The sequence below is a fragment of the Roseivirga sp. E12 genome (assembly GCF_017592825.1).
In the GTDB taxonomy this organism is placed as follows: Bacteria; Bacteroidota; Bacteroidia; order Cytophagales; family Cyclobacteriaceae; genus Roseivirga.
This window is the reverse complement of the sequence record NZ_JAGFMD010000004.1, coordinates 261512-284625: the sequence shown is the minus strand read 5'-3', so window position 1 is coordinate 284625 and position 23114 is coordinate 261512. Positions and strand designations below refer to the sequence as shown.

Here is a 23114-nt window from a genome sequence, read left to right as displayed (position 1 = left end):
TTTTTATTATCCATTCGTACCAAATAGGCCTCAACTCATCCCAAAGCGGCTTTTGATTTAATTACCGTTAGGACACAAAGTTATCTTCGGTTGACCAACTGAAGTAATTATGAAACGACTTAGTACTTTCTCCTATCTATTCGCAGCTATTCTTTTATCATTTAACCTTGTTCTAGTCAACTGCTCAGGAACAGATGACCCGGATGGTCCTACAGAAGACTTTGATATTGCCGGTACCTACTGCCTGAATTTTTCCTTGGTAGGAAGTGAGATAGTAATATCAGCCACAAATACCCTAGGGACTTTTGACATTGCAATCAATGATTATGATGGTGGCCTATGGTCCGGTAGCGGTAGTGGCACGCTAAACAATAACACACTGAACGTATCAGGCACCATGGCTACCGAAGCTGGCACGGCCAACTTCGAACTCGATCTTACTGTCAACGAGTCACAAGAATCGGTTGAAGGAATTTTCCATGTACTGGGTCCACAGGGAAGCGAATTGTTCAATTCCAGTCTCAAGGGTGCCAAAGGCGCTTGTGCATTCGAACTAAGCCCGGATGACATTAGTGATATCATTGGCCAACCGTATTTAACCGCGCTTCATGTAGAATTAGACAAGATTGAAAAGATATCGAGGTATAGATCCGCTGCAGGTCACAACTTTGTTGACTACAGTGGTGAAAGTTGTGTAAACCTTAAACACTACTTTCATACATACGATGAGGGAGAACCTCCAGCGCAGTCGGAGCTACCATCAACCCTCACCTATTTTGTGCCCGCCAACGGCACTATCGTAACCATTGGACAAGCAAGGCCTTCGGATGATCCTGACGACTACGAAATTGACATTCAACTAGACGCCAATCCGAACGTTATTGTTCGTGTGTTTCACTTAACTCCGAGTACAGGTATAGAAGTAGGAGCATCAGTTTCAGCAGGAGATGTCCTAGGCGCCTCCCCTAGTGCTCAATTAGATTCTGGAGACTTTGCTGTCTATGTTAAAACGAATCAAGGCTATCGACTTCTCTCCATGTTTGAGATTATGAGTAATGAAGTATTGGACCAATATATCGCAAGGGGCGTGAGCCAAAACTGGAGACAAGATTTATACTACGATGAAGCTGATGACTACCCCGCTCAAATCACATGCGAGAACGGTACTTGGGGTAATTTGCGGCATCCTGAGTCCAGATTTGAACTAGACTTCTTTGTACTTGATAATTAGTCAATTAATTTTAATCAGTAGGTTTCAAATTCTCAACTAGCTTCGTATATTTGCAGTCCGAAATTTAGAAGCACAGAAAAATGGCTAAGAGTAAAGGGAATAGAGTTCAGGTTATAATGGAGTGCACCGAGCACAAAGAGAGTGGTATGCCTGGAACTTCTCGTTATATCACCACCAAGAATAGAAAGAATACGACTGAAAGGTTGGAATTGAAGAAATACAACCCGATTCTTAAGAAATATACAGTTCACAAAGAAATTAAATAATCATGGCTAAGAAGGTAGTTGCAACCCTAAAGAAAGAAGGCGGAGTAAAGTACGCTAAAGTGATTAAGGCGGTTAGGTCTCCAAAAACTGGAGCTTACACTTTCAAAGAAGAGATGGTTACGGAAGATATGGTTAAATCTGTATTAGCCGATAAGTAAGAATTAGCTTTTATATCATAAATTAAAGTCCCCATTTGTGGGACTTTTTTGTTACATCATATTTATTTCATCCCCATGGCACTATTTGGTCTATTCTCTAAAGAAAAGAAAGAATCTCTAGATAAAGGTCTGGAAAAGACCAAGGAAAACATCTTCTCTAAAATAGGAAGAGCCGTTGCTGGTAAATCCAAGGTAGACGATGAAGTGCTTGATGAATTGGAAGAGATTCTGATTACTTCTGACGTTGGAGTGGATACTACCGTCAAAGTGATAGAACGTATTGAAGAAAGAGTGGCCAAAGACAAGTTCATGAACACTTCTGAACTGGATCAGATCCTCAGAGATGAAATAGCCGCTCTCCTATCTGAGAATAACACAGAAGACCTTGCCGATTTCGAACTACCTGCTGGACATAAACCACATGTGATTCTAGTAGTTGGCGTCAATGGTGTGGGCAAAACCACCACTATCGGAAAACTTGCTGCTCAATTCAAATCTAAAGGGAAGTCCGTAGTACTTGGAGCAGCTGATACATTTAGAGCAGCGGCAGTCGACCAATTGAAACTTTGGGGAGAACGCGTAGGTGTCCCGGTTGTAGCGCATGGTATGAACACTGACCCTAGTGCCGTGGCATTTGATACAGTTAAGCAAGGGGTAGAAACGGGTGCTGATCTAGTAATTGTTGATACAGCAGGAAGACTACATACAAAAGTCAATCTGATGAACGAGCTTTCTAAGATCAAGCGCGTAATGCAAAAATTCATTCCTGATGCGCCTCATGAGATCATGCTAGTCCTTGATGGTTCAACAGGCCAAAATGCCTTTATTCAAGCCCAAGAGTTTACCAAAGCGACAGAAGTATCAGCCTTAGCGATCACGAAGCTGGATGGAACTGCAAAAGGCGGTGTGGTGATTGGTATCTCGGACCAATTCAAAATCCCAGTTAAATACATTGGTGTAGGTGAGCAGGTAAACGACTTACAAGTATTCAATAAGGCTGAATTTGTAGACTCGTTATTTAAGAAATAGAGCCAGCAAAAGCTTATACTATCATTTTTTACAAGCGGTATACTTTCTCTAAACCCTGAACGTTTGCGTACATTCTACTGCACTTATACGGTCATTCGTAAGCCCTAACCGTTTTTTACTGCCTGTATATCAGCTATTTACAAGCTTGGCATTTATATTGTTATGTACTTACATGGATAGAAAACATTTGTACATTAACGAACAGGCTTATGAGCGCTATAGCAATCCAAATTCCACAAGTCAGTGGTGAGCAAGAAATAGAAGTAGAAGTTAAAGTAAACGGCAAAAAAATGTCGTACAACTATCGAGTAGAAGTATTCTACTGGGCAGATTGTGAAAACCCAAGTGAGGATCGTGTAGATTGTATCAGACAGATATTAGACAAGTACGACTCTAATTGGGAGCTTTATACCATAGGAATGCCAACTGAGGAATTGGTGCCTATCACCTTCCGTAGGAAGAGAGTATAGTATGCTCATCAAGTAGTTCACCTCCTTTTATTTATTAAATTTGCCCTTCGTGAAATATCAGGCATGAAGGCGAAGGGACTAAAGAAAGATAAAGTCAATATTGTTACACTAGGTTGCTCAAAGAACCTAGTGGACTCGGAAGTGATGTTGACCCAGTTAAAGGGGAATGGCATCAATACAACACATGAAGCGGTAAATGACGATGCTAATATTGTCGTTATCAACACTTGTGGCTTTATCGATAATGCCAAACAAGAATCAGTCGATACCATACTTCGCTATGTCGATGCCAAAGAAGAAGGCCTTGTCGACAAGGTTTATGTGACTGGCTGCCTTTCGCACCGTTACAAGGAAGATCTTGAAAAAGAAATCCCGCAGGTTGATGCCTTTTTCGGTACAATGGAGCTTCCAGCCTTGCTCAAAAAATTCAAAGCTGATTACAAACATGAGCTTGTTGGTGAGAGGATAACGACCACATCCAATCACTACGCTTACCTCAAAATTGCTGAGGGTTGTGATAGACCCTGTTCATTCTGTGCCATTCCACTTATGAGGGGCGGACATAGATCGCGTCCAATGGAAGAATTGGTATTGGAGGCAAAGAATCTTGCCAGAAACGGCACCAAAGAATTGCTTTTGATTGCCCAAGATTCTACCTATTACGGACTGGACTTATACAAGAAAAGAAACCTTGCTGATCTATTAAGAAACCTTTCTGATGTTGAGGGTATCGACTGGATCAGACTGCATTACGCCTTCCCAACAGGTTTTCCAATGGATGTTCTGGATGTAATGGCCGAAAGAGATAACATTTGCAATTACTTGGACATTCCATTACAGCACGGATCGACCAACATGCTTAAGTTAATGCGCAGGGGTACTACTCGTGAAAAGACAGAAGCGCTTCTAGATCAGATGAGACAACGCGTTCCTGATATTGGTATCCGAACCACTCTAATAGCAGGTCATCCGGGTGAAACAGAAAAAGACTTTGAAGACATGGTCGATTTCGTTGAAAAGTCTCGTTTCGATCGTTTGGGTATTTTCACTTATTCGCATGAAGAGAACACACATTCTTTCTCTTATAATGACGATGTTCCAGAAGAAATAAAACATGAGCGTGCGAATCACGTAATGCAAATACAAGAAGATATTTCTCGTGAGATCAACGAGCAAAAAATTGGCAAAACCTTCAAAGTTCTGATTGATAAAAAAGAAAGTGGAAACTTTGTTGGAAGAACCGAACATGATTCTCCAGAAGTAGACAATGAAGTATTGATAGATGCAAAGAAGCACTATTTGCGCATTGGTGATTTCGCTAACATTAAAATCACAGATGCCACTGAATTTGATCTTTATGGGGAACCAGTTGGCTAATCAAGTTGTCAACTAGAGGTAAATCCTCTTAAGCCTTTAATTAGTTTATGGAGACATTGGAAAAAACAGACTGTTTACTCACCAAAATTGAATTTGAAAAGACGAACAGCTTCTCAAAATTTTTCCTAGACTATATCAGTGGACACAACAACCTTCTTCAATTTCACAACGGCCTGCCCACACCTGAAAACCTAATTGGACAGATTGACAAACGGAATTTCCCCTCAAAAAGCAGGGAGGTCCTGTATGCTTCACTGAAAAGCCAATACGAAGGAACAGAGATCTCTGAAGGCACATTAAAAAACCTTGAAAACCTTCAGAGCGATAATACTTATACGATAACAACTGGCCATCAGCTCAATGTTTTCACTGGACCACTTTATGTGATTTACAAAATTGTTTCTGTGATCAGAGCATGTGAGGAACTAAAAAAGCTTAGACCTGACTGCAATTTCGTCCCGGTTTATTGGATGGCTAGTGAAGATCACGACTTTGATGAGATTAATCACTTCCGATTCAATGGTCAAAAGTTCTCATGGGACACTGATCAAGTTGGCGCTGTTGGAAAGTTTGAGACAAAATCCATCAGTCCAATTTTCGATAAAATTATAGGGATGCCTGATTTTTTCAGACAGGCCTATCTAAAAGAAGAGAACCTTGCCAGTGCAGTTAGGTTTTATATGAACCACCTATTTGGAGATCAAGGGCTTATTATCATAGACGCTGATGATAGGGCGCTGAAAACCTTGTTCACACCCGTCATTACATCAGACATTTTTGATCATACTCCAGAGAAATTAGCTAGCAAGACTACTAGTGAAATTGAATCGAAGGGTTATAAGACGCAGGTTTTCCCTCGAGAAATCAATTTCTTTTACCTGAAGGAGAACCTTCGATCTAGAATAGTGAGGACTTCCGAAGGCTATGAAGTACTGGATTCGGATATTTCCTTTTCTGAAGAAAGTATACGACAAGAAATCGACAACCACCCTGAAAGGTTCAGTCCAAATGTGGTGCTCAGACCACTTTATCAGGAGTTTCTCTTGCCAAACTTGGCCTATGTCGGAGGTCCTTCAGAACTCGTATACTGGTTACAACTTAAGGGAATATTTGATCACTTCGAAGTCAGTTTCCCTCTGCTTATGCCGAGAAACTTTGCAGGGATAATGACTCATGGACAAGTATCAAAGCTCACCAAGTCAGGTTTAACCATTGAAGATCTCTTCAAAGAAGAAAATGCTCTGGTTAAAGAGAAAGTGGTAGAAAACACAGCTTTCAAGATGGATCTTGATGAGCAAAGGGAGCGCATAAGAAACCTATTCCTTGAAGCTAAAGAACAAGCTACGGCTGTAGATGCTACACTTGAGAAATTGGTCTTAGCAGAACTCAGAAAGTCTGAAAAGAGTCTTGAAAAAATTGAACACAAGATTTTGAAAGCAGAGAGAAGCAATCAGGAGGTATTAGTCAACAGAATCTACGCGCTGAAAGAAGCTTTATTCCCTGGGGGTAGTCCACAAGAAAGAAAAGACAACTTCCTGAATTTTTACATGAACAATCCAAATTTCATAGATTCATGTATGGAAGCGTTCGACCCATTCGATTACCGCTTCCATATGATTCAAGTGAATGAATAAAGAAGTTCTCAGATCGCTGTTTCTAGAAAAACGTCAAACGCTGACCAATCAAGAGTTTAAGCGTAGAAACGACCTTCTACTTGTCAACAATTTAAACTTCTTAGAGTCGCATCAGAGGGCTGTTCATTGCCACATATTCCTGCCTATATTAAAATTCAAAGAGCCTAATACCTGGCCACTATTTGAACATCTTCAAAAGAGCTCGAATCATGAGGCATATGTATCAAAGACTCTCTTTAAGCAGAAACAGCTTGAGCATTTCCATGTGACCAAGAACACTGAACTAAAAGAATCAAAGTACGGAATACCAGAGCCACTCAATGGAGAGGCAATTCATCCAGAAAAATTAGACATCGTTTTTGTACCCTTAATCTGCTGTGACAAACAAGGGAATAGAGTTGGTTATGGTGCTGGTCTCTATGACCGCTTTCTCCAAGAAGTCAGGCAAGATTGCTTAAAAATCGGACTGGGAATCACTAGTAAACTAGACAACATTGATTATACCACAGAACTGGATATACCACTAGACTATTACATATCCCATTTGGGGATAGACGACTTTCGCTAAGTATTCCGAATATACTATTGACCCTTTTTAAGCAGCTTAATCGAAGCACTCCTCAAGCCATTGGAAGCGTTCAGAATATAAAGTCCGTCTGGGTGTTTTGATAAATCAAGACGAACTTGCTCCTCATTAACATAGGACTCAATCTGTTCTGCATGAATCGCATTTCCAGCTAGATCGATCACCTTTATTTCAAAGCTGCCTTGGAAGTAGGTTGGAAAAGCTAGATTAAAGATGCCTGTTGAAGGATTAGCATCAACAATAATTCTTTGTTGGTCACCCAGTAATTCATCATCAATTGAAGTGACAAGGTTTTGAATTGTATAGGTTTCTCTTGCGATGGCATTTCCTCCAAAACGGTTTCCAATAATATCTTGAATATCCTGCGACCGGGCAAAGTCGATACCCAAAGTACCGTCAGAAACAATATCGTTAATGGTCACCTCAAATACACCAACCCCCAAAGAAGACAGAGACTCTATAATGGCATCAGGTGACCCATCTGCCAATACAAGGTCAGTCAGGTCGACATTTTGTACGGCCTCTGAGAAAATGATTTGGAATACCACACGGTTCTGATCAGTGAATTGATCCGAAGGATTTCTTCTGGTAATCACTGCTGTTGGTGCTGTCACATCATCGCCAGAAGCAATGATATAGGTCTGATTGGAAGCAATATTACCGTCAAATCGGTTGCCAGCATCATCTTCAATATCTTGCGATGACCTAAAGTCAATCCCTAGTACACCGTTACTCTGAATGTTTGAAACCACTAATTCATAACGCCCAAGGGCTACTTCAGACACAGAACTCAAAGATGCCGTTGGCGAACCTTCAAGGAAAGTAAAGTCTGACAAGTCAACATTCTTGACTGACTCAGAGAACAATACCTGAAAGGTGACTTGGTTCTTGTTTGTGATTTCACTGGATGGATTAACCCTAGTGACAAAGGCAATTGGACCAGAAACATCGCCACTCTCCGCAACGATATTATATGTTTCATTGGAAGTAATATTTCCATCGAAACTATTATTTGCATTGTCCTCGATATTCTGCCCAGATGTGAAGTCAATCCCTAAGGTACCCTCTCCATTTATACTGGATATGGATAATTCGTACTTACCTACCCCAGTTTCTGTGACATTCGATATTGTAGCAGAAGGAGAACCTGCTCGTAAAACAAAGTCTGTTACATCTACATTACGAACTGCCTCAGAAAACAGTACCTCAAAAGTAACTTGTGTCAAATTGGTGGTTTGAACTGTCGGATCATGTCTAGTAACGACCACTGTTGGAGGGGTCATATCAGACTGAATAGTGTAAGATTCTTTGGCTGTTGCATTACCATCAAATGCATTCCCACCGTTGTCTACAATATCTTGCGCACCACTGAAGTCAATACCCAATGTACCATTTGCGCTAATTCCTGTAACTAACAACTCATATTGACCTCGATCTAATTCAGTAACCCTGTTCAAAGTAGCTGTGGGAGAACCTGATGTAAAGACAAAATCGGTCAGGTCCACATTCTGAACTGCCTCAGAAAACAAGATTTGGAATGTTACCTGATCTCTATCGGTATTTTCTGTCAGTGGATCAAGGCGAGAAATAACAGCAGTTGGTGCTGTAGTATCATTTTCAATAGTGTAAGTTTCCTTAGCAAGGGCAGTTCCTCCGAACTCATTGCCTGCATTGTCTTCGATGTTCTGACTACTCGCAAAATCTATCCCTAACATTCCACTTCCACTGATGTTAGAGACAACTAACTCATACCCTCCCGTACTCACTTCCTCTAAGCTGCTTAAGGTAGCTGATAGAGAGCCCTCTGTAAGTACAAAGTCATTCAAACTCACATTTTTCACGGTTTCTGAAAAGAGTATAAAGAAGGTTACTTCATTTTGATCAGTGACTTGATCACTTGGGTTTAGCCTAGCGATCACCGCAGTTGGTGCAGTAACATCGGCTTCGATAGAATATGTTTCGTTAGCCGCAATACTACCATCAAAATCATTTCCAGCCCTATCTTCAATGTCTTGATTGCTTATGAATTGAACTCCCAAAGTACCATTACTCAAGATATTGTCAACCGTTAACTCGAAACTCATTCCATCAGTATCAATCAATTCAGAAAGCACAGCAACTGGAGAATTTGCTAACAATTCAAAATCGGTGATATCAACATTATCAACTTCCTCAGAAAACAATACTTTGAAGGTTACCTGATCTCTATCGGTGACCTGACCCTCCGGGTCTAATCTGGAAATAGTCACTGTTGGACCAGTCACATCGGTTTCTAAGGTATATGACTCGGTACTGGTCGCATTGCCATCAAATGCATTACCCTTGTTGTCTTGAATATTTTGTGAATCACTAAAATCAATACCTAGTGTGCCATTTGGACCAATTCCGGTCACTAAAAGTTCATAACGACCTCGATCAACCTCGGTAACACTACTCAATGTAGCTGTTAAAGACCCAGGAGTCTTTACGAAATCATTTAGGTCTACATGCTGCACAGCTTCAGAAAAAAGTATGAGAAAAGTGACCTGCTGACGATCTGTCGTTGCACTTAGCGGATCAAGCCTTGAAATCGTAGCAGTTGGAGCAACTATGTCCGCCTCAATAATATAAGTTTCACTGGCAGAGGCACTACCACCAAAAGCATTTCCTCCGTTATCGACAATATCCTGGGAACTACTAAACTCAATTCCTAAGGTTCCATTAGCATCGATATCTGTAATGAGTAATTCATAGCGCCCACGTTCTATTTCTGTTATAGTATTAAGTGTAGCTGAAGGTGAACCGCTTATAAAACCAAAGTCATCGAGCCCAACATTCTGAACATCTTCCGAAAACAGAACCTGGAAGGTTACCTGATCCTGATCAGTAGTCTCAGATAGCGGGTCAAGTCGCGTGATAACTGCTGTTGGAGCTACAACATCTGTTTCAATGATGTAAGACTCTACAGCGATAGGATTTCCATCAAAAAAGTTACCCGCATTGTCTTCAATGTCCTGAGTATTATTAAAGTCAATACTCAGTGTGCCATTACCTGAGATATTCGTTAATGATAATTGATAACTACCTATGCCTACTTCTTCTACTCCACTAAAAGTTGCTGAAACGGAGCCTTGCAGAAGCGTGAAATCACCCAAGCTGACATTTTTAACTGCTTCTGAAAAGAGTATCAAAAAGGTCACTTGACTTTGATCAGTAACCTGAGTCAAAGGATCGAATCTTGAAATAACTGCTGTAGGTGCTTCAATATCATTATTAATGATATAAGACTCTGAGGCCAATGCAGTACCTCCAAAATCGTTGCCTGCTATGTCCTGAATGTCTTGAGCACTAGAAAAAGCCAGTCCTAAGGTGCCATTGCTAAGAATATTGGAAACCACCAGCTCATATCCCCCTGTGCTCACTTCTGTCAACCTACTCAAAGTCCCGGCTGGTGAACCATTAGTAAGTTGAAAATCAGCCAGGTCTATATTCTGAACGCTCTCTGAGAAGAGTACTAAGAATGTCACCTCTGTACTATTGGCAATTTGAGAAGTAGGGTTTCGCTTTGTTATTGTCGCGGTTGGAGCCGTATCATCTATAATGTTGTAAGATTCAACAGAACCAGCACTACCTGTCAGTCCATTGCCTTGGATATCAGTAATATTAGTACTCGAATTGACAGTTAGGTTAAGTGCACCTTTACCACTTATGTTTGATACCGTAATATCATAAAACAGCCCATCTCCATTAGCTACAACGCTAGTGATCTCTCCAGTGACATCACCTGACACTGTAAAATCATCAGCACTCACATTGACCACTTTTTCTGAGAATGTTACTCTGAATTGAACACTACTCGCACTGGTATTTAGGTCGGCCGGGTTCAATCGGGCTATCGAAGACACCTCAGGCGGTACTACGTCAAAATTGAATGAAATCACATTGGATTCCCCCACTCCATTAACTCCCTGAACCGCCATCCGCAGTTTATAATCTCCATTCTGTGTAACGGTGAATTCACTCACACTAGCACCAACAATGGGTACTCCATTTCTAATCCACTGATAAGCCAATCCTCTACCTTGGACGAAAGATACATTTCCCCTCAATACAGCTGTACCAGGTTGGGTACCCTTGGAAAAATTGATGTTAGGATTGATCCCAACTTGATAGAACCCTTTAAATACTCCATTGCCATGTGTAGCGGCAACTACAGCGCCATCGATGGGTCGAACTTCAACAGAGGCAACGACTACATTGCCAACCTGATCGATTGCTTGCTGTTCCCATACTGTGTTATCTCCATCAAGGGTCTGAGTCATAAACAAGCCCACGGAAGTAGCAGCGAAGTAATAGTTTCCCCCGAAACCATCAGGTAGAGTTGCCAAATCCCTGATTGAAGGGCCAGCTCCTGAGCCATCAGAGTTTTCTTCTAGATTTCCTGAAACGGAACTCCAGGAGTCACCACCATTTTCAGAATACCAAATGCTCTTGACACCATAGTTTGAATAGGAGATTAATAATTTAGATCCATCCTGAGGATCCACGGAAATACTTGAAACAAAGCCACTTGGGAGCACAGAACGATTTAGTACGCTCAAATCAGCCAAGACAGAAACATCACGTGTGTCAGAGATTTTATAAAGTCTGCCAGACGTTGTTCCAAAATACAATATGCCTTCTGGTTCTATGGACATTGCCATGGCTGATACAAAACCGTTAATATCAGTACTTGTACTGCCTTCAATTGTCAACCAATCTCCTTCTCCCGGATTGGTTCTTGCGTCATTTGTGGCGTATAGCTTTCCATTGGCTCCAACAAACAACTGGTCTTGATTCACCGGATTGACAATATAAGGATTGACCTGAAGGAACTCGTCTGAGTCTGTAGATGGAGAAATGCGAGTGAAATTCTGATAGCTACCATCAACAACTTCGGCTCTTAACATAAAGGCATCTTGGGCAGAAGCATACAAGGCGTTATATGAAATTGCTGCCATGGCACCATCTCCTCCAACAAGTTCAAGCCAATCAGATTCGCCATCATTGCTAAAAACAATCCACGTTCCGTTGTCTTGCATACCACCCACTATCTGATTATCTCCAAGAAAGTATTCCTGTATTGCAGCATGAGAAAACTGTGATGTTAGGTAACCATTGTTTAATGACTCCCATGTAACAGGTGAATTGTCATTGGAAGTAGCCCTATTATCTCTTGTCAGGTGAATCCCACCATCACTCCCCGTTAGCATTTTATTTGGGTCAGACCCGAAGAAGGATATCTCGTGAAGGTCAGGGTGATGATTTGGATAAGATGGAAAGCTTTGGTCATTGCCACCGTCCGATAAATAACCTCCTATGTGGCTTGTTGAATTCGCAGTTGTAAATGCATCGTCAGATCGGAGTAAATTAGTTCCACCAATGAAAACAAGGTTATTGTTTCCTGGGTGAACAGAAGCGATCATATTATATCCATCCTGTGAATCGTAACCTTCCCCAGGGTCTGCTGAAACCCCTAGGTTACTGGATCGATTTACCCATGTGTTGTTTGCTACATCCAATACAAATAATTGATCATCAGTCACAGCATAGACAATATTCTCGTCCGAAGGATCTATCGCCAACTCTATTCTAGTATAAGTTGCATCCAGACCATCAGGATCAATATTGGTCCAAGTGATACCATCGTCTGATTTGAAAATACCATGCTGCGAAATTCCACTGGCCGAATTACCTATAGTTGCAAATGCCACCCCTGTAGATGATACGGTAACATCACAGGTAGCAAAACCGGTATTGTTTTGTCCCAATACAATATCATATGTACTAAACCCGTCTGCGCTTCTAATAATTTTGCCATTTCCGGCAGCGTATATTTCGGTACCTTGTGCATTGGAATTGTCAATAACCAATTCGTCAATAGTCGTGAAAGTACCATTCGTTAATACCACTTCGGTACCCACTTTGCCTGCAACTGCCGTGGACAATAAAAGGTCCCAACTGTCACCGTTATCGGTAGATTTATAAATACCATTTCCATAGTAAAATGCGCCAACGGCATCTGCGGAGTTTCCGACATTCTCGCCTGTTGAATAATACCATTCATCGGTTTTCCCTGATCTTCGGTCTTGAATAATAGCAGATACAGCCGGATGTTCTTGAAGACCTGTAGTTCTAACCCAAGAAGCGCCTTGGTTAGAGGTCTTCCACACTCCACCCGAGATACCAGCTGCCAAAATTACATTTTCGTTGGCCACATCGATTCCTAAAGCCCGAGTACGCCCACCTATATTATATGGGCCTTTGTTTTCAAAAGGAATTACAATATTACTTTGAGACTGACTTCCGCTCACTGCACTTGGAACAGCTTCAATCTTTTCGCTATTTCCTAAGGACTCTCTTGCGAACTCAATTTCTTTCTCTCTAATGATTGTGGGTATTCTTCCTGTGGAAGGATCCGCCAATTGCATGCGTTCGAACTCCAATCGGTCTTGAGGATTTTCCTTTTCTTTTTCCTGACGATCTACGATCACTGGGGCGTCTAGGTTCAGGCTATAAGTCTGCGTTTTCTCAAAGAGGAAAGTCCACTTTTGATCATAACGAACCAAAGAGAGCACTGCTAAAACAAGTAAAACAGTACAAATTGTTAGAAATCTCTTCTTCATAAGTGACAACTATTCTGAAACTTTAAAAATCATCAACTTACCTACTTGACGTTCTCTTGGTGTGGTTGCATCCACAGTGATTACAGTTCCGGATGCCGATCTCAGCTTCTTTGAGGTGTTCAGTATGACCTCCTCATTTACTTGAGGTTCAATACTGGCAAAAGTTGCTCCGTACTTGAGTGTTTTAATTACTTGGAATTGATATTGATGCCATCCATTCTCTTTGCCTATTGCGGACATAAGAGTCCCCTGCAAACGAATAGCGTCTTTGGCCATTGTAGTTGGCGCTACATTGATTACCTCTTGAGCTTCTTTTACTTTAGAATTTGGAGATTGGACAGCATATGTGTTCCGGGAAACGGAACAAGCCGATACGACCATTAAGAATAGCGTGCCTGAAGTCAGTATGACACGTACCCTAGAGTACTGATCCATTACAGAATGTTGTGTAGGTGAAAGTTAAAGACGATAATAACACAAAAATCTGAATCTTCATGTCCTTTTATCCAAAACTTGACTAAACACCTAGTTAACACTCGATAAAGTCCTGTTTAAACACGCTTAAATACCTTTCGAACCCTTTTGAGTCGCTTAAACTTGACATTTACATGCAGGTTAGAAGGTGCTTATCCACTCCCTTTTAGAGAACGAGGGTATAAAAAAAGGGAGTAAAACACTCCCTCCAGTTTATCTTGAACTACTCGATTTCAGCAGCTTGATTGATGCAGAAGTTCGGCCATTTCTAGCCTGAAGAACATACAATCCATCCGGAGAACTCGTCAGATTCAGTTCTACTTGATCACCACTCGCATAGCCTTTTACTTCTTGAATAGCAGCTACCCTACCTTGAGCATCAACCACTCTCATTTCAAAATCACCAATAAAAGTGTTGGGGAAAGCTAAGTTGAACATTCCAGTAGATGGATTGGCATCTACTATGATCTTTTGAACATTTGCCAATAGAGGATCATCAATAGATGTGATCACATTCTGGATAGTATACGTTTCATCAGTTGTAACGGTACCATCAAAAACGTTACCTGCATTATCTTGAATATCTTGTCCTGTGACAAAGTCAAGCCCCAAAGTGCCGTCTTCAACAATGTCGATAACCTCCACCGCATAAACACCCGTACCAAATTCCGTAACTGTACTCAAGGTGGCAGTAGGCGATCCCGTAGACAGTGCGAAATCACTAACGTCTACGTTTTGAACACCTTCGGTAAATTCAACCATAAAAGTCACAGCATTCTTATCTGTGATCTCAGTCATAGGGTTTACTCGAGTTATGGCGGCAGTAGGTGCTGTGCCATCTTGTATTGTATAATTTTCTTCTGAAATGACGGTTCCGCTGAAGGCATTGCCAACAGCGTCTGTGATATCAGTGGATACAGACACATCTAAACTGAGGGCTCCGTTGCCGCCAATATTATTCACCGTTACATTAAATACAGTTCCTTCAGTAACAACTGTTACATCGCCAATCGTACCAGAAGCATCGCCTGAAGTTTCAAAGTCGGTTGCATCAACATTTAACACTGACTCTGAGAATGTAACTTGAAATTGAACTGTTGTTCCGGTAGTGTTTTCATCGGTTGGGTTCAATCTTGTGATTGAACTCACATCCGGTCCAGTGCCGTCAAAGTTGAAGGAAATCGTATTTGATAGTGCTCTACCTTCAACACCTTCTATTGCTAGACTCAACTGGTAATCACCTCCATCGGTAACCAAAAGAGTACTACTAGTTTCTCCTTCTATTGTCTGGCCATCCTTCACCCACTGATAGTTCATTCCTTTACCAGTGACAAATGACACATTACCTCTTAAAACAGCTGTATTAGGCTCATCACCCAAAGAGTAGTTAATATTCGGTGTCACACCAACTTGATATGCTCCCTTGAAAACGCCATTGCCATGGGTAGAAGTCACTACTACTCCTTCAATAGGCCTAACCTTCACAGAAGAGACGACAACGTTTCCAATTTCATTGACTCCTTGCTGTGTCCAAACAGTATTATCACCATCTAGTGACTGAGTCATAAAGAGACCTACTGAAGTTCCTGCAAAATAATAGTTACCTCCATTACCATCAGGCATTATTTCTACTGACCTAACAGATGGACCGGCACCTGAACCTGAAGGGTTTTCTTCCAGATTTCCAGAAATTGAGGACCAGGATTCCCCACCATTTTCTGAGTACCAAACACTAATCACCTCGTAATTTGAAAATGTAATAATTACTTTGTCACCATCGCTTGGGTCTACAGCTATACCAGAAATATTACCTATTGGTAATCCTTCTCTACTCAATTCTAATACCTCAGTATCAGTGGTCAAATCACGAGTGTTCTCTATCTTATAAATTCTAGATGTAGCACCAAAGTATAAGATGCCCTCCGGTTGAGTAGACATTGCTAAGGCAGAGACAGAACCATTGAAGGTATTTGGTCCGTCCAATTCAATCCATTGACCATTCCTTGGGTTTTGCCTTATATCATTAGTTCCAAAAACTCTTCCTCTAGCGCCTACAAATAACTGATCCTGATGGACGGGATTATAAGTATAAGGGTTAATAAATGTGTAATCATTATCATCTGATGTTGGAGATATATTACCCTGATTACGGTACACATCAGAGTCATCAAGCGTCAATCTTGCCACGTTTCCTCTTTGTGATGACACATATATTGAGTTATAGGTTATTGCTGAAAATGCTCCATCACCACTAAATATGTCAGTCCAATCGCCAGTAGGATCGCCATCAAAAGTGACCCAAGTACTGTTATCTTGCATACCTCCAACAATTTGGTTATCACCTAGGTCATAGTTATGAATATCGATTTGGTAAAACTGAGTGGTCAGGTAACCATGGTTCAAAGACTCCCAAGTAATCGGGGTAATCGTGTTGGTCGTAGCTAAATTGTCCTCAGTTCTATACAGTCCACCATCATTAGCCGAAATCATTCTATTAGGATCTGACGGATAAAAAGCATAGTCATGCTGATCTGGGTGGTGTGTTGGATAAAGTCTTGCACCAGCATTTGGACGATAGCCTCCAACTTGACTTCTACCTGCATCCGTTGTAAAGCCATCAAGTGATCGCATTATGTTCGTTCCAGCAGCGAAAATAACATCCGAGTTTCCAGGGTGAATAGCCACATAAAGATCATACCCTCCTTGGCCATTAAAACCATTTGTAGTATCATCACTAACGTCAATCCTGCCTGTAAGGTCACTCCATGTATCTGTCGCGTCATTGTACACGAAAAGATTAGCATTACCTATAACGTATATCCTCTCCTGATCGGCAGGGTCAATACCTAGTTCTAACCGGGTAAACGTTGTTGGAAAACCTGTAGGGAACTCAATCTCTGTCCAATTAATACCATCTTCAGATTCAAAGAAGCCATCTTCGCCACTTGCACCATTGAAGCCTGAATTGGCGATGGTCGCAAATACTTTTCCTGAAGTAGTTATGGCTATATCTGTTGCGTTTCTTCCGGTATTAGCCTCTCCCAAGACAATATCGAAAGTTGCAAATCCATCTGTGGATCTAATAATCTCACTAGTTCCAGCAGCGTATATCTCTGTTTCCTCAGTATTCGAAAGATCAATAGCTAATTCATCAACAATGGCAAATGGGGTTCGCGAGTTAACCAACACATCAGTTCCGCTTGTTCCTTCTACTGCCGTAGCAGTTATCAAGTCCCAACTGGCACCGTTATCAATGGACTTATAAATTCCATTACCAACATATATATCTCCATTCAGGGTGGCCGAATTTCCTCTTCTTTCTCCTGTTGAGTAATACCATTCATTGGTCTTTCCAGTCCTTGTGTCCTGTACCAATGAACTCACTGCAGGATGTTGTTCAAGAGCTGTAGTCCTTGCCCAAGTGGCACCTGCGTCTACTGAACGCCACATACCTCCAGAAACTCCTCCTGCAAGAATAACATCCTCATTAGCCACATCAATACCCATTCCGCGTGTACGACCTCCTACGTTAAAAGGACCAACGTTGATGAAATTGGATGTTTGTGTGGAGGTGCTCGCTGCACTGCTAGGCACACTGCCATCAAATCCTCTTGGAGTTTCTTTAATTAAGTTGAGGTTCTGCTTTGCGTAGCGTAGTTCTCTTTGTCTTATAAAGCTTGGTATCTCTCCAGTAACAGGATTCTTTAATTCAGATAACTCGAACTCCAATCTTTCAATTGGGTTTTCAGTCTCTTCCGCCTCATGTCCTTGAAGGTCAAAAATATGTGAATTGTCTACCTGTATATTCTGGTGACTCACTGTAAAATCACTTTGCTGGTTAACATTGAGGTAACCAGCTATAATTAACGCTACTACCAGCGCAGAAAGGGTTAATAATCTCTTCTTCATACTTAGTCTTATTCTACTATCATGTTCAGCGTTAGACGCTCTTCAGATCTCCTTGGGCTTGTAAATGCATCAAACACCACCTCGGTACCTTTTTTAAAGACAACCCCAGGTGTATAGAGAAGCACCACTTGGTCAACTGTCGGCTCTGCGGTTGAAAATGCCGACCCACGTCTAATGATCTCGGTTACCTTAAATTCATATTGATATCTGTCTGCAACCTTTTTTCTCTTAGTCATTATTTGACCTTTCAATCTGATTGCATCCTTATTCATATTCTCTACTTGGGCTTGCACAACACCATCAGTATTTACACTGTAGGTACTTTTAGTTTGTGTTGCAGAGCATCCAAAAATCATAAGGACTAGACACGTCAATGCCGGCAGAGTTAGTGTTTTATTAAGGTATTTATTCATTCTAGATTTATTGGGGACGAAATATACAATTTATCTCAAAGGAAAGAATGAAATCACTGCGACATTTGGGTTGATAAAAAGTTAAGAATGGGTATTAACTTATGTCAATGAGTGATGGGATACATAAATGGTCACCTAACATGCAATTAAGTGACCATTTATGTCAAAGAAAAAACCTTTGTAATTGTTAATTCGTGCGCTTCAAAAGTTTAATTGAAGCATTAGATTGTTGGTTAGCAACATTCAGGATATAAAGACCATCTGGAAGGTTACTTAAGTCCACAGGAACTTGCTCTCCTTCAGCATAGCCTTTTATAGAACTAGCCACTTTCTGCTGGCCATCAGCGCCAACAACAGCCAATTCGAAATCTCCTACGTAGTCGGCAGGAAAAGCCAAGTTAAACACACCATTCGAAGGATTAGCATCCACGACTATTTGTTCAACTTTTCTCAGGAGGTTATCATCAATAGAGGTGATGTCGTCTCCTTCGTACTCTATAGTATTTGATTCTCCAGTGGTACCATCCTGAAGTATAACTCTCACTCTGTACGACCCAGTCAAATTGGTTGTAAAAGTATCACCATTAGCATTTGGAACTATTTCATCATCCTTAATCCACTGATATGCAAAAAGTGTAGAGGCATCAAAAGTCAAATTAGCCCGCAATTCTATTTGTTCTGTTTGTGGGTCAATGGAATAATTAAGATGAGGGAAAAGTCCTACGTCATATCGTGCCTTGAACACACCATTTCCATGCGTTGCTACTAAAGCGGTACCATCTATTGGTCTTGTTTCTATCCAACTAATGACTGCTTGACCAATAACATCCGTTGACTGCTGTACCCAAACCGTATTGTCACCATCTAAGGCCTGTGTCATAAACAAACCCACGGAAGTACCCACAAAATAGTAGTTTCCACCAGCATCGTCAGGCATTATTGCCACTACTCGAACAGCCGGGCCGTTTCCGGTACCATCAGGGTTTTCCTCAAGGTTTCCAGATATTGACGCCCAAGTCACCCCGCCATCAAGTGTCTGCCAAACGCTACGAACATTATAATTGGAGATAGTAACTATAACATTGTCTGCATCTCTAGGGTCTACCGCAATAGCGGCAACATTCCCGGCTGGTAAATCGCTTGTATCTAAAATTTCTGGAGAGTCACCATCTTCCAAAGTTCTGACATCGTTGATCTTAAAGATGGAACCATTTCTAGTACCAAAATAAAGCACTCCTTCGGGTTGATGTGACAAACCAAAAGAAGAAACTCTTACGTTCCCTGGGAGGCTTCCACCTCTGATTTCATCCCACTCTCCTTCACCAGGGGTCTCTCTCACATCATTTGTGAAATATACTTTCCCTCTTGAGGCTACAAAATATTGATCTTGAGCCACAGGATTATAAGCCCAAGGGTTGGCAAAGAGAAAGTCTGCACTATTTGTTGATGGGGTAATATCAACCGGATTTTCATATTGATTTCCAACTAATTCAAACCGTCCAAGCGTGCCAGACAATTGTGTGGAACCCACAAGTGAATTATAAGTGATGCCTGTGAAAGCCCCATCTCCACCAATAATAAAGGTCCACTCCTCATCAGTGTCCTCTGTAAACTTTACATATGTACTATTGTCTTGTAAACCTCCCACAATCTGATTGTCTAGCCTATCATACCTTTGCATGGCTGCATGGTAGAACTGAGTAGTGATGTAGCCATTATTCAAAGCTTGCCACTTCACCGGTTCAACAGTATTAGTAGAAGGTGGTGCCAAGTTATCAGTAGTGAGATGAACACCACCATCCGTACCAACCAACATTTTATTACCATCAGAAGGGAAAAAAGCGATACTGTGCTGATCAGGGTGTTGGTTCTCATAAAATGGAAGTTGATTGAGGGTGTTATATCCTCCAATCCTAGTCCTGTTGTCATTGGTAGTAAAACCATCCGTTGACCTAAATAGATTAACCCCTCCTATGAAAATGGTTTGATCATCCTCAGGGTGTACCGCAATGAACAAATCGTAACCAGACTGTGTATAATGACTATTAAAAAAATCCGTCCCAAGCCCCATGTTATCCGTCAGATCCGTCCAAGTATCTGTCGCATCGTCATACATCATAAGATTTCCTTCATTAACTCCACCCTCTAGATCTTCCTGAGTAACACTCACAATATATAGTCGATTCTCATTTTGAGGATCGATTGCCATTTCAATTCGTTCATAAGTGGTTGGGAAAGTGGCAGGAAAGTCAACCTTTGTCCAATTAATACCATCTTCAGACTCAAAGAGCCCTTGATCAGTACTAGTTCCTGACGGTAATAAATTAGAGATAACAGCGAACACTTTACCAGTGGATGTAATCGCCAAATCCGTCCAGTTCTCATTGTCATTGGAACCTAAGACAATATTATATGTTTCAAACCCATCTTCACTCCGAATGATCATTCCCATTGCCGCAGCATAGATCTCCGTTCCATTAGGGTTGGAGTAGTCAATATTCAATTGATCTACTAAGGTAAAATCACTCTCAGTGGCTACCCCTTGAGTATTATCAAAGCCATCTAACGCGGTTGATGTGATTTGAGACCAAGTGACTCCATTGTCTTCTGACTTGTATATTCCATTGCCATAGTAAGTATCACTATTTAAGGCGGCACTATTTTCAAATTCTCCTGTGGAGTAATACCAAATATTTGTTTTACCTGTTCTGCGATCTTGAACGAAATCTGTAACCGATGGATTAAGATCCAGTGAATTTGTCCGAGTCCAACTTGCACCCTGGTCAGTAGACCGCCACACACCTCCACTGACGCTTCCAGCAAGGATTATATCTTCATTTGCAATATCAATATCTAAAGCTCTGGTCCTACCACCCAGATGAACTGGCCCAAAGCTTACAAAAGTAGCCTCATTTGTGGCCTGGCTGCCACTTGCCTGCGCTCTTTGAAATCTTGGGGAGGCATTTATAGTCTCTGGCATCAAGTTTTCTCTAGCAAATGCCAATTCTTTCTGTCTTATTCCTGAAGGAATAACACCGGTCTTAGGATCCTTAAGTTGGTTAAACTCAAATTCACGTCTCGCTTGAGGGTTGTTAGTTTTATCCTCTTTTCCCTCATTCTTCTGAAGGCCATTTACAACACCTTTGATCTCAACTTGACGTGTCGAAACGATATACCCCTTCTTTGTTTTTGGAAGTAATGCGACTATAGTAGCCACAATGAAGAGAGAAATGATTATTGGTAAGCGTTTTTTCATTGTGCAACTTTTCTAAGCAGGTTAAACATTGGATAATCGCTATCTTGATTTCTGGAGGTCGAAACTTCAACAATAAGGTTATCTCCTTTTTCTACCTCAGTATTAATGGGGGCAATGATGCTGATTGTTTCACCAGGAGCAGGCTCTTTTCCTTTGAAATTAGGTCCCATTACTCCTACTTCTGACACTTTAAGGTTGAATACTTTTCGATCCTTGTCCACAGCCACTTCGGTAATCACCTCCCCCTTTAACCGAATAGCCCTTCGTTGAATACCAATGGGACTCATCATAGACTCATCTGTGAGCACCCCACTGACCGATTTCTGGTTAGAATTAACACTTTTGCAACCTACCCCTACTGCTAACAAGGAGAGTGTAAGCATGATGAATACTGGTAGTTTTGTTCTATTGAAGGTCATCAGATTGTTCTTTACCACGGAAGATACAATTTATCAACTATTTTTTTCCTAACACAAAAGACCTTTCGATTAGCCAGAGTAGTCTTTAAGTCGATGACTTTACTGCCCGCACCATTTCTTTTTTGCCAGGAGGTCCCGGGAGTGTTTCAACCATTAAACCCAGACTATTCAAATCTCTTTTCAGTTGACCCCGAGCGCAATAAGTAACAAATACTCCACCGTCACTTAACAACGCACAAACTTTGGAAAGCAACGCTTTCTCCCACATTTCTGCCTGCTTGCTAGGTGCAAAGGCGTCATAAAAGACTAGGTTCACTTTTTCGTTCGTATCGAACTCTTCTAAAGTGCTATTGTACTTGGTAAATATGAAGTTTTCCAAAACTTGATGTTCGACTCGCCAACTACAATTATGAAGTTTTTCGAAGTCACTTTGCACTACACCGTCTATCAAGGTTTCATAGCGCAATTCAGAAATCAACTTTGATGATAATGGAAAGGGCTCCAAAGTTGTAAAGCTGATATCCAGATCGGTATGCTCATGCGCATATTTCTGAACCAAAAGCGCATTTAAGCCAGTCCCAAATCCAACTTCAAAGATGCTAATCTTCTTGTCGCCCCTCTCCACCAACAAGTCAAGCCCTTGCTTAATAAACACATATTGGGATTCAGTCAACGCACCATGGGTTGAATGATAGGTCTCGTTGAGAGACTCATTATATAAGGATTGTGAACCATCCTCTGTTTGAATGATCCTAATCGAGCTGGTCATGATTTGGTGATTAGTACCGTAGCATAAGCTGCAACACCTTCTTCCTTGCCTACAAAGCCTAGCTTTTCTGTAGTAGTAGCTTTTATAGATAAATCGTCAAGTTCAATCTCCATAACCTGGCAGAGACATTCCTTCATGGCAGGTATATGTGGATTAACCTTAGGCTGTTGTAAACAAATAGTAGAGTCTATATTACCTATTTCAAAGCCCGTGCCTCTAAGCAACTCCATCACTTCCTTTAGCAAAATTTTGCTATCAATACCCTTGAATTTTGGATCCTGATCAGAAAAATGATAGCCGATATCTCTCATATTAGCTGCACCTAGAAGGGCATCGCAAATCACATGGATAAGAACATCTGCATCTGAATGCCCCACCGCACCGTGAGTATGAGGTACTTTGATGCCGCCAAGCCAAAAGTCTTTGCCTGCTTCGAGTTTATGAACATCATAGCCGAATCCCGTTCTTATTTTCATAAC

Annotated in this window: 16 protein-coding genes; 8 read left to right on the top strand and 8 right to left on the bottom strand. The window is 41.3% G+C overall.

Features of this window, described 5'->3' with window-relative positions; translation table 11 throughout:
* The first annotated feature begins 109 nt into the window (after positions 1–109).
* From J4E76_RS12220 to J4E76_RS12185, 8 genes are all read left to right on the top strand, one after another.
* Entirely contained in the window at positions 110–1231 is a 1122-nt protein-coding gene (locus J4E76_RS12220) for a hypothetical protein (protein ID WP_208504552.1), read from the top strand.
* 80 nt (positions 1232–1311) lie between these two features.
* Positions 1312–1497 carry a 50S ribosomal protein L33 gene (rpmG, locus tag J4E76_RS12215; RefSeq protein WP_069833707.1) on the top strand — a complete coding sequence of 62 codons (186 nt, stop codon included), beginning with the start codon at positions 1312–1314 and terminating at the stop codon, positions 1495–1497.
* A 2-nt stretch (positions 1498–1499) separates the two neighbouring features.
* Positions 1500–1655 carry a DUF4295 domain-containing protein gene (locus J4E76_RS12210; protein ID WP_083262519.1) on the top strand — a complete coding sequence of 52 codons (156 nt, stop codon included), beginning with the start codon at positions 1500–1502 and terminating at the stop codon, positions 1653–1655.
* A gap of 75 nt (positions 1656–1730) precedes the next feature.
* Positions 1731–2684: a signal recognition particle-docking protein FtsY gene (gene ftsY, locus J4E76_RS12205; RefSeq protein WP_208504550.1), complete on the top strand. Its 954-nt coding sequence runs from the start codon at positions 1731–1733 to the stop codon at positions 2682–2684.
* Between the two features lie 209 nt (positions 2685–2893).
* Entirely contained in the window at positions 2894–3154 is a 261-nt protein-coding gene (locus J4E76_RS12200; protein WP_208504548.1) for a hypothetical protein, read from the top strand.
* Positions 3155–3217: 63 nt separating this feature from the next.
* Positions 3218–4531 carry a 30S ribosomal protein S12 methylthiotransferase RimO gene (gene rimO, locus J4E76_RS12195; RefSeq protein WP_208504546.1) on the top strand — a complete coding sequence of 438 codons (1314 nt, stop codon included), beginning with the start codon at positions 3218–3220 and terminating at the stop codon, positions 4529–4531.
* Between the two features lie 47 nt (positions 4532–4578).
* The gene (bshC, locus tag J4E76_RS12190; protein ID WP_208504545.1) at positions 4579–6165 is read left to right on the top strand and encodes a bacillithiol biosynthesis cysteine-adding enzyme BshC; all 1587 of its coding nucleotides are present in this window, start codon (positions 4579–4581) and stop codon (positions 6163–6165) included.
* Positions 6158–6733, top strand: coding sequence for a 5-formyltetrahydrofolate cyclo-ligase (locus J4E76_RS12185; protein WP_208504544.1), 576 nt, complete (start codon positions 6158–6160; stop codon positions 6731–6733). The genes bshC and J4E76_RS12185 overlap by 8 nt, the downstream gene beginning before the upstream one ends.
* Positions 6734–6747: 14 nt before the next feature.
* On the opposite strand, the gene J4E76_RS12180 is transcribed toward J4E76_RS12185, so the two are convergent.
* The 8 genes from J4E76_RS12180 to ispF form a co-directional block, all read right to left on the bottom strand.
* Positions 6748–13395, bottom strand: coding sequence for a T9SS type A sorting domain-containing protein (locus J4E76_RS12180; protein WP_208504543.1), 6648 nt, complete (start codon positions 13393–13395; stop codon positions 6748–6750).
* Between the two features lie 9 nt (positions 13396–13404).
* The gene (locus J4E76_RS12175) at positions 13405–13830 is read right to left on the bottom strand and encodes a hypothetical protein (RefSeq protein WP_208504542.1); all 426 of its coding nucleotides are present in this window, start codon (positions 13828–13830) and stop codon (positions 13405–13407) included.
* 252 nt (positions 13831–14082) lie between these two features.
* Positions 14083–17778, bottom strand: coding sequence for a glycoside hydrolase (locus J4E76_RS12170; RefSeq protein WP_208504541.1), 3696 nt, complete (start codon positions 17776–17778; stop codon positions 14083–14085).
* 8 nt (positions 17779–17786) lie between these two features.
* Positions 17787–18191, bottom strand: coding sequence for a hypothetical protein (locus J4E76_RS12165; RefSeq protein WP_208504540.1), 405 nt, complete (start codon positions 18189–18191; stop codon positions 17787–17789).
* A gap of 187 nt (positions 18192–18378) precedes the next feature.
* Positions 18379–21447 (bottom strand): hypothetical protein, encoded by a 3069-nt coding sequence (locus J4E76_RS12160; RefSeq protein WP_208504538.1) that lies wholly within the window; start codon positions 21445–21447, stop codon positions 18379–18381.
* Positions 21444–21866, bottom strand: coding sequence for a hypothetical protein (locus tag J4E76_RS12155; protein WP_208504536.1), 423 nt, complete (start codon positions 21864–21866; stop codon positions 21444–21446). The genes J4E76_RS12160 and J4E76_RS12155 overlap by 4 nt, the downstream gene beginning before the upstream one ends.
* Positions 21867–21951: 85 nt before the next feature.
* Positions 21952–22635, bottom strand: coding sequence for a tRNA (5-methylaminomethyl-2-thiouridine)(34)-methyltransferase MnmD (gene mnmD, locus J4E76_RS12150; protein ID WP_208504534.1), 684 nt, complete (start codon positions 22633–22635; stop codon positions 21952–21954).
* Positions 22632–23111 carry a 2-C-methyl-D-erythritol 2,4-cyclodiphosphate synthase gene (ispF, locus tag J4E76_RS12145; protein ID WP_208504532.1) on the bottom strand — a complete coding sequence of 160 codons (480 nt, stop codon included), beginning with the start codon at positions 23109–23111 and terminating at the stop codon, positions 22632–22634. Before ispF ends, mnmD begins: the two co-directional genes overlap by 4 nt.
* Positions 23112–23114: the final 3 nt, after the last annotated feature.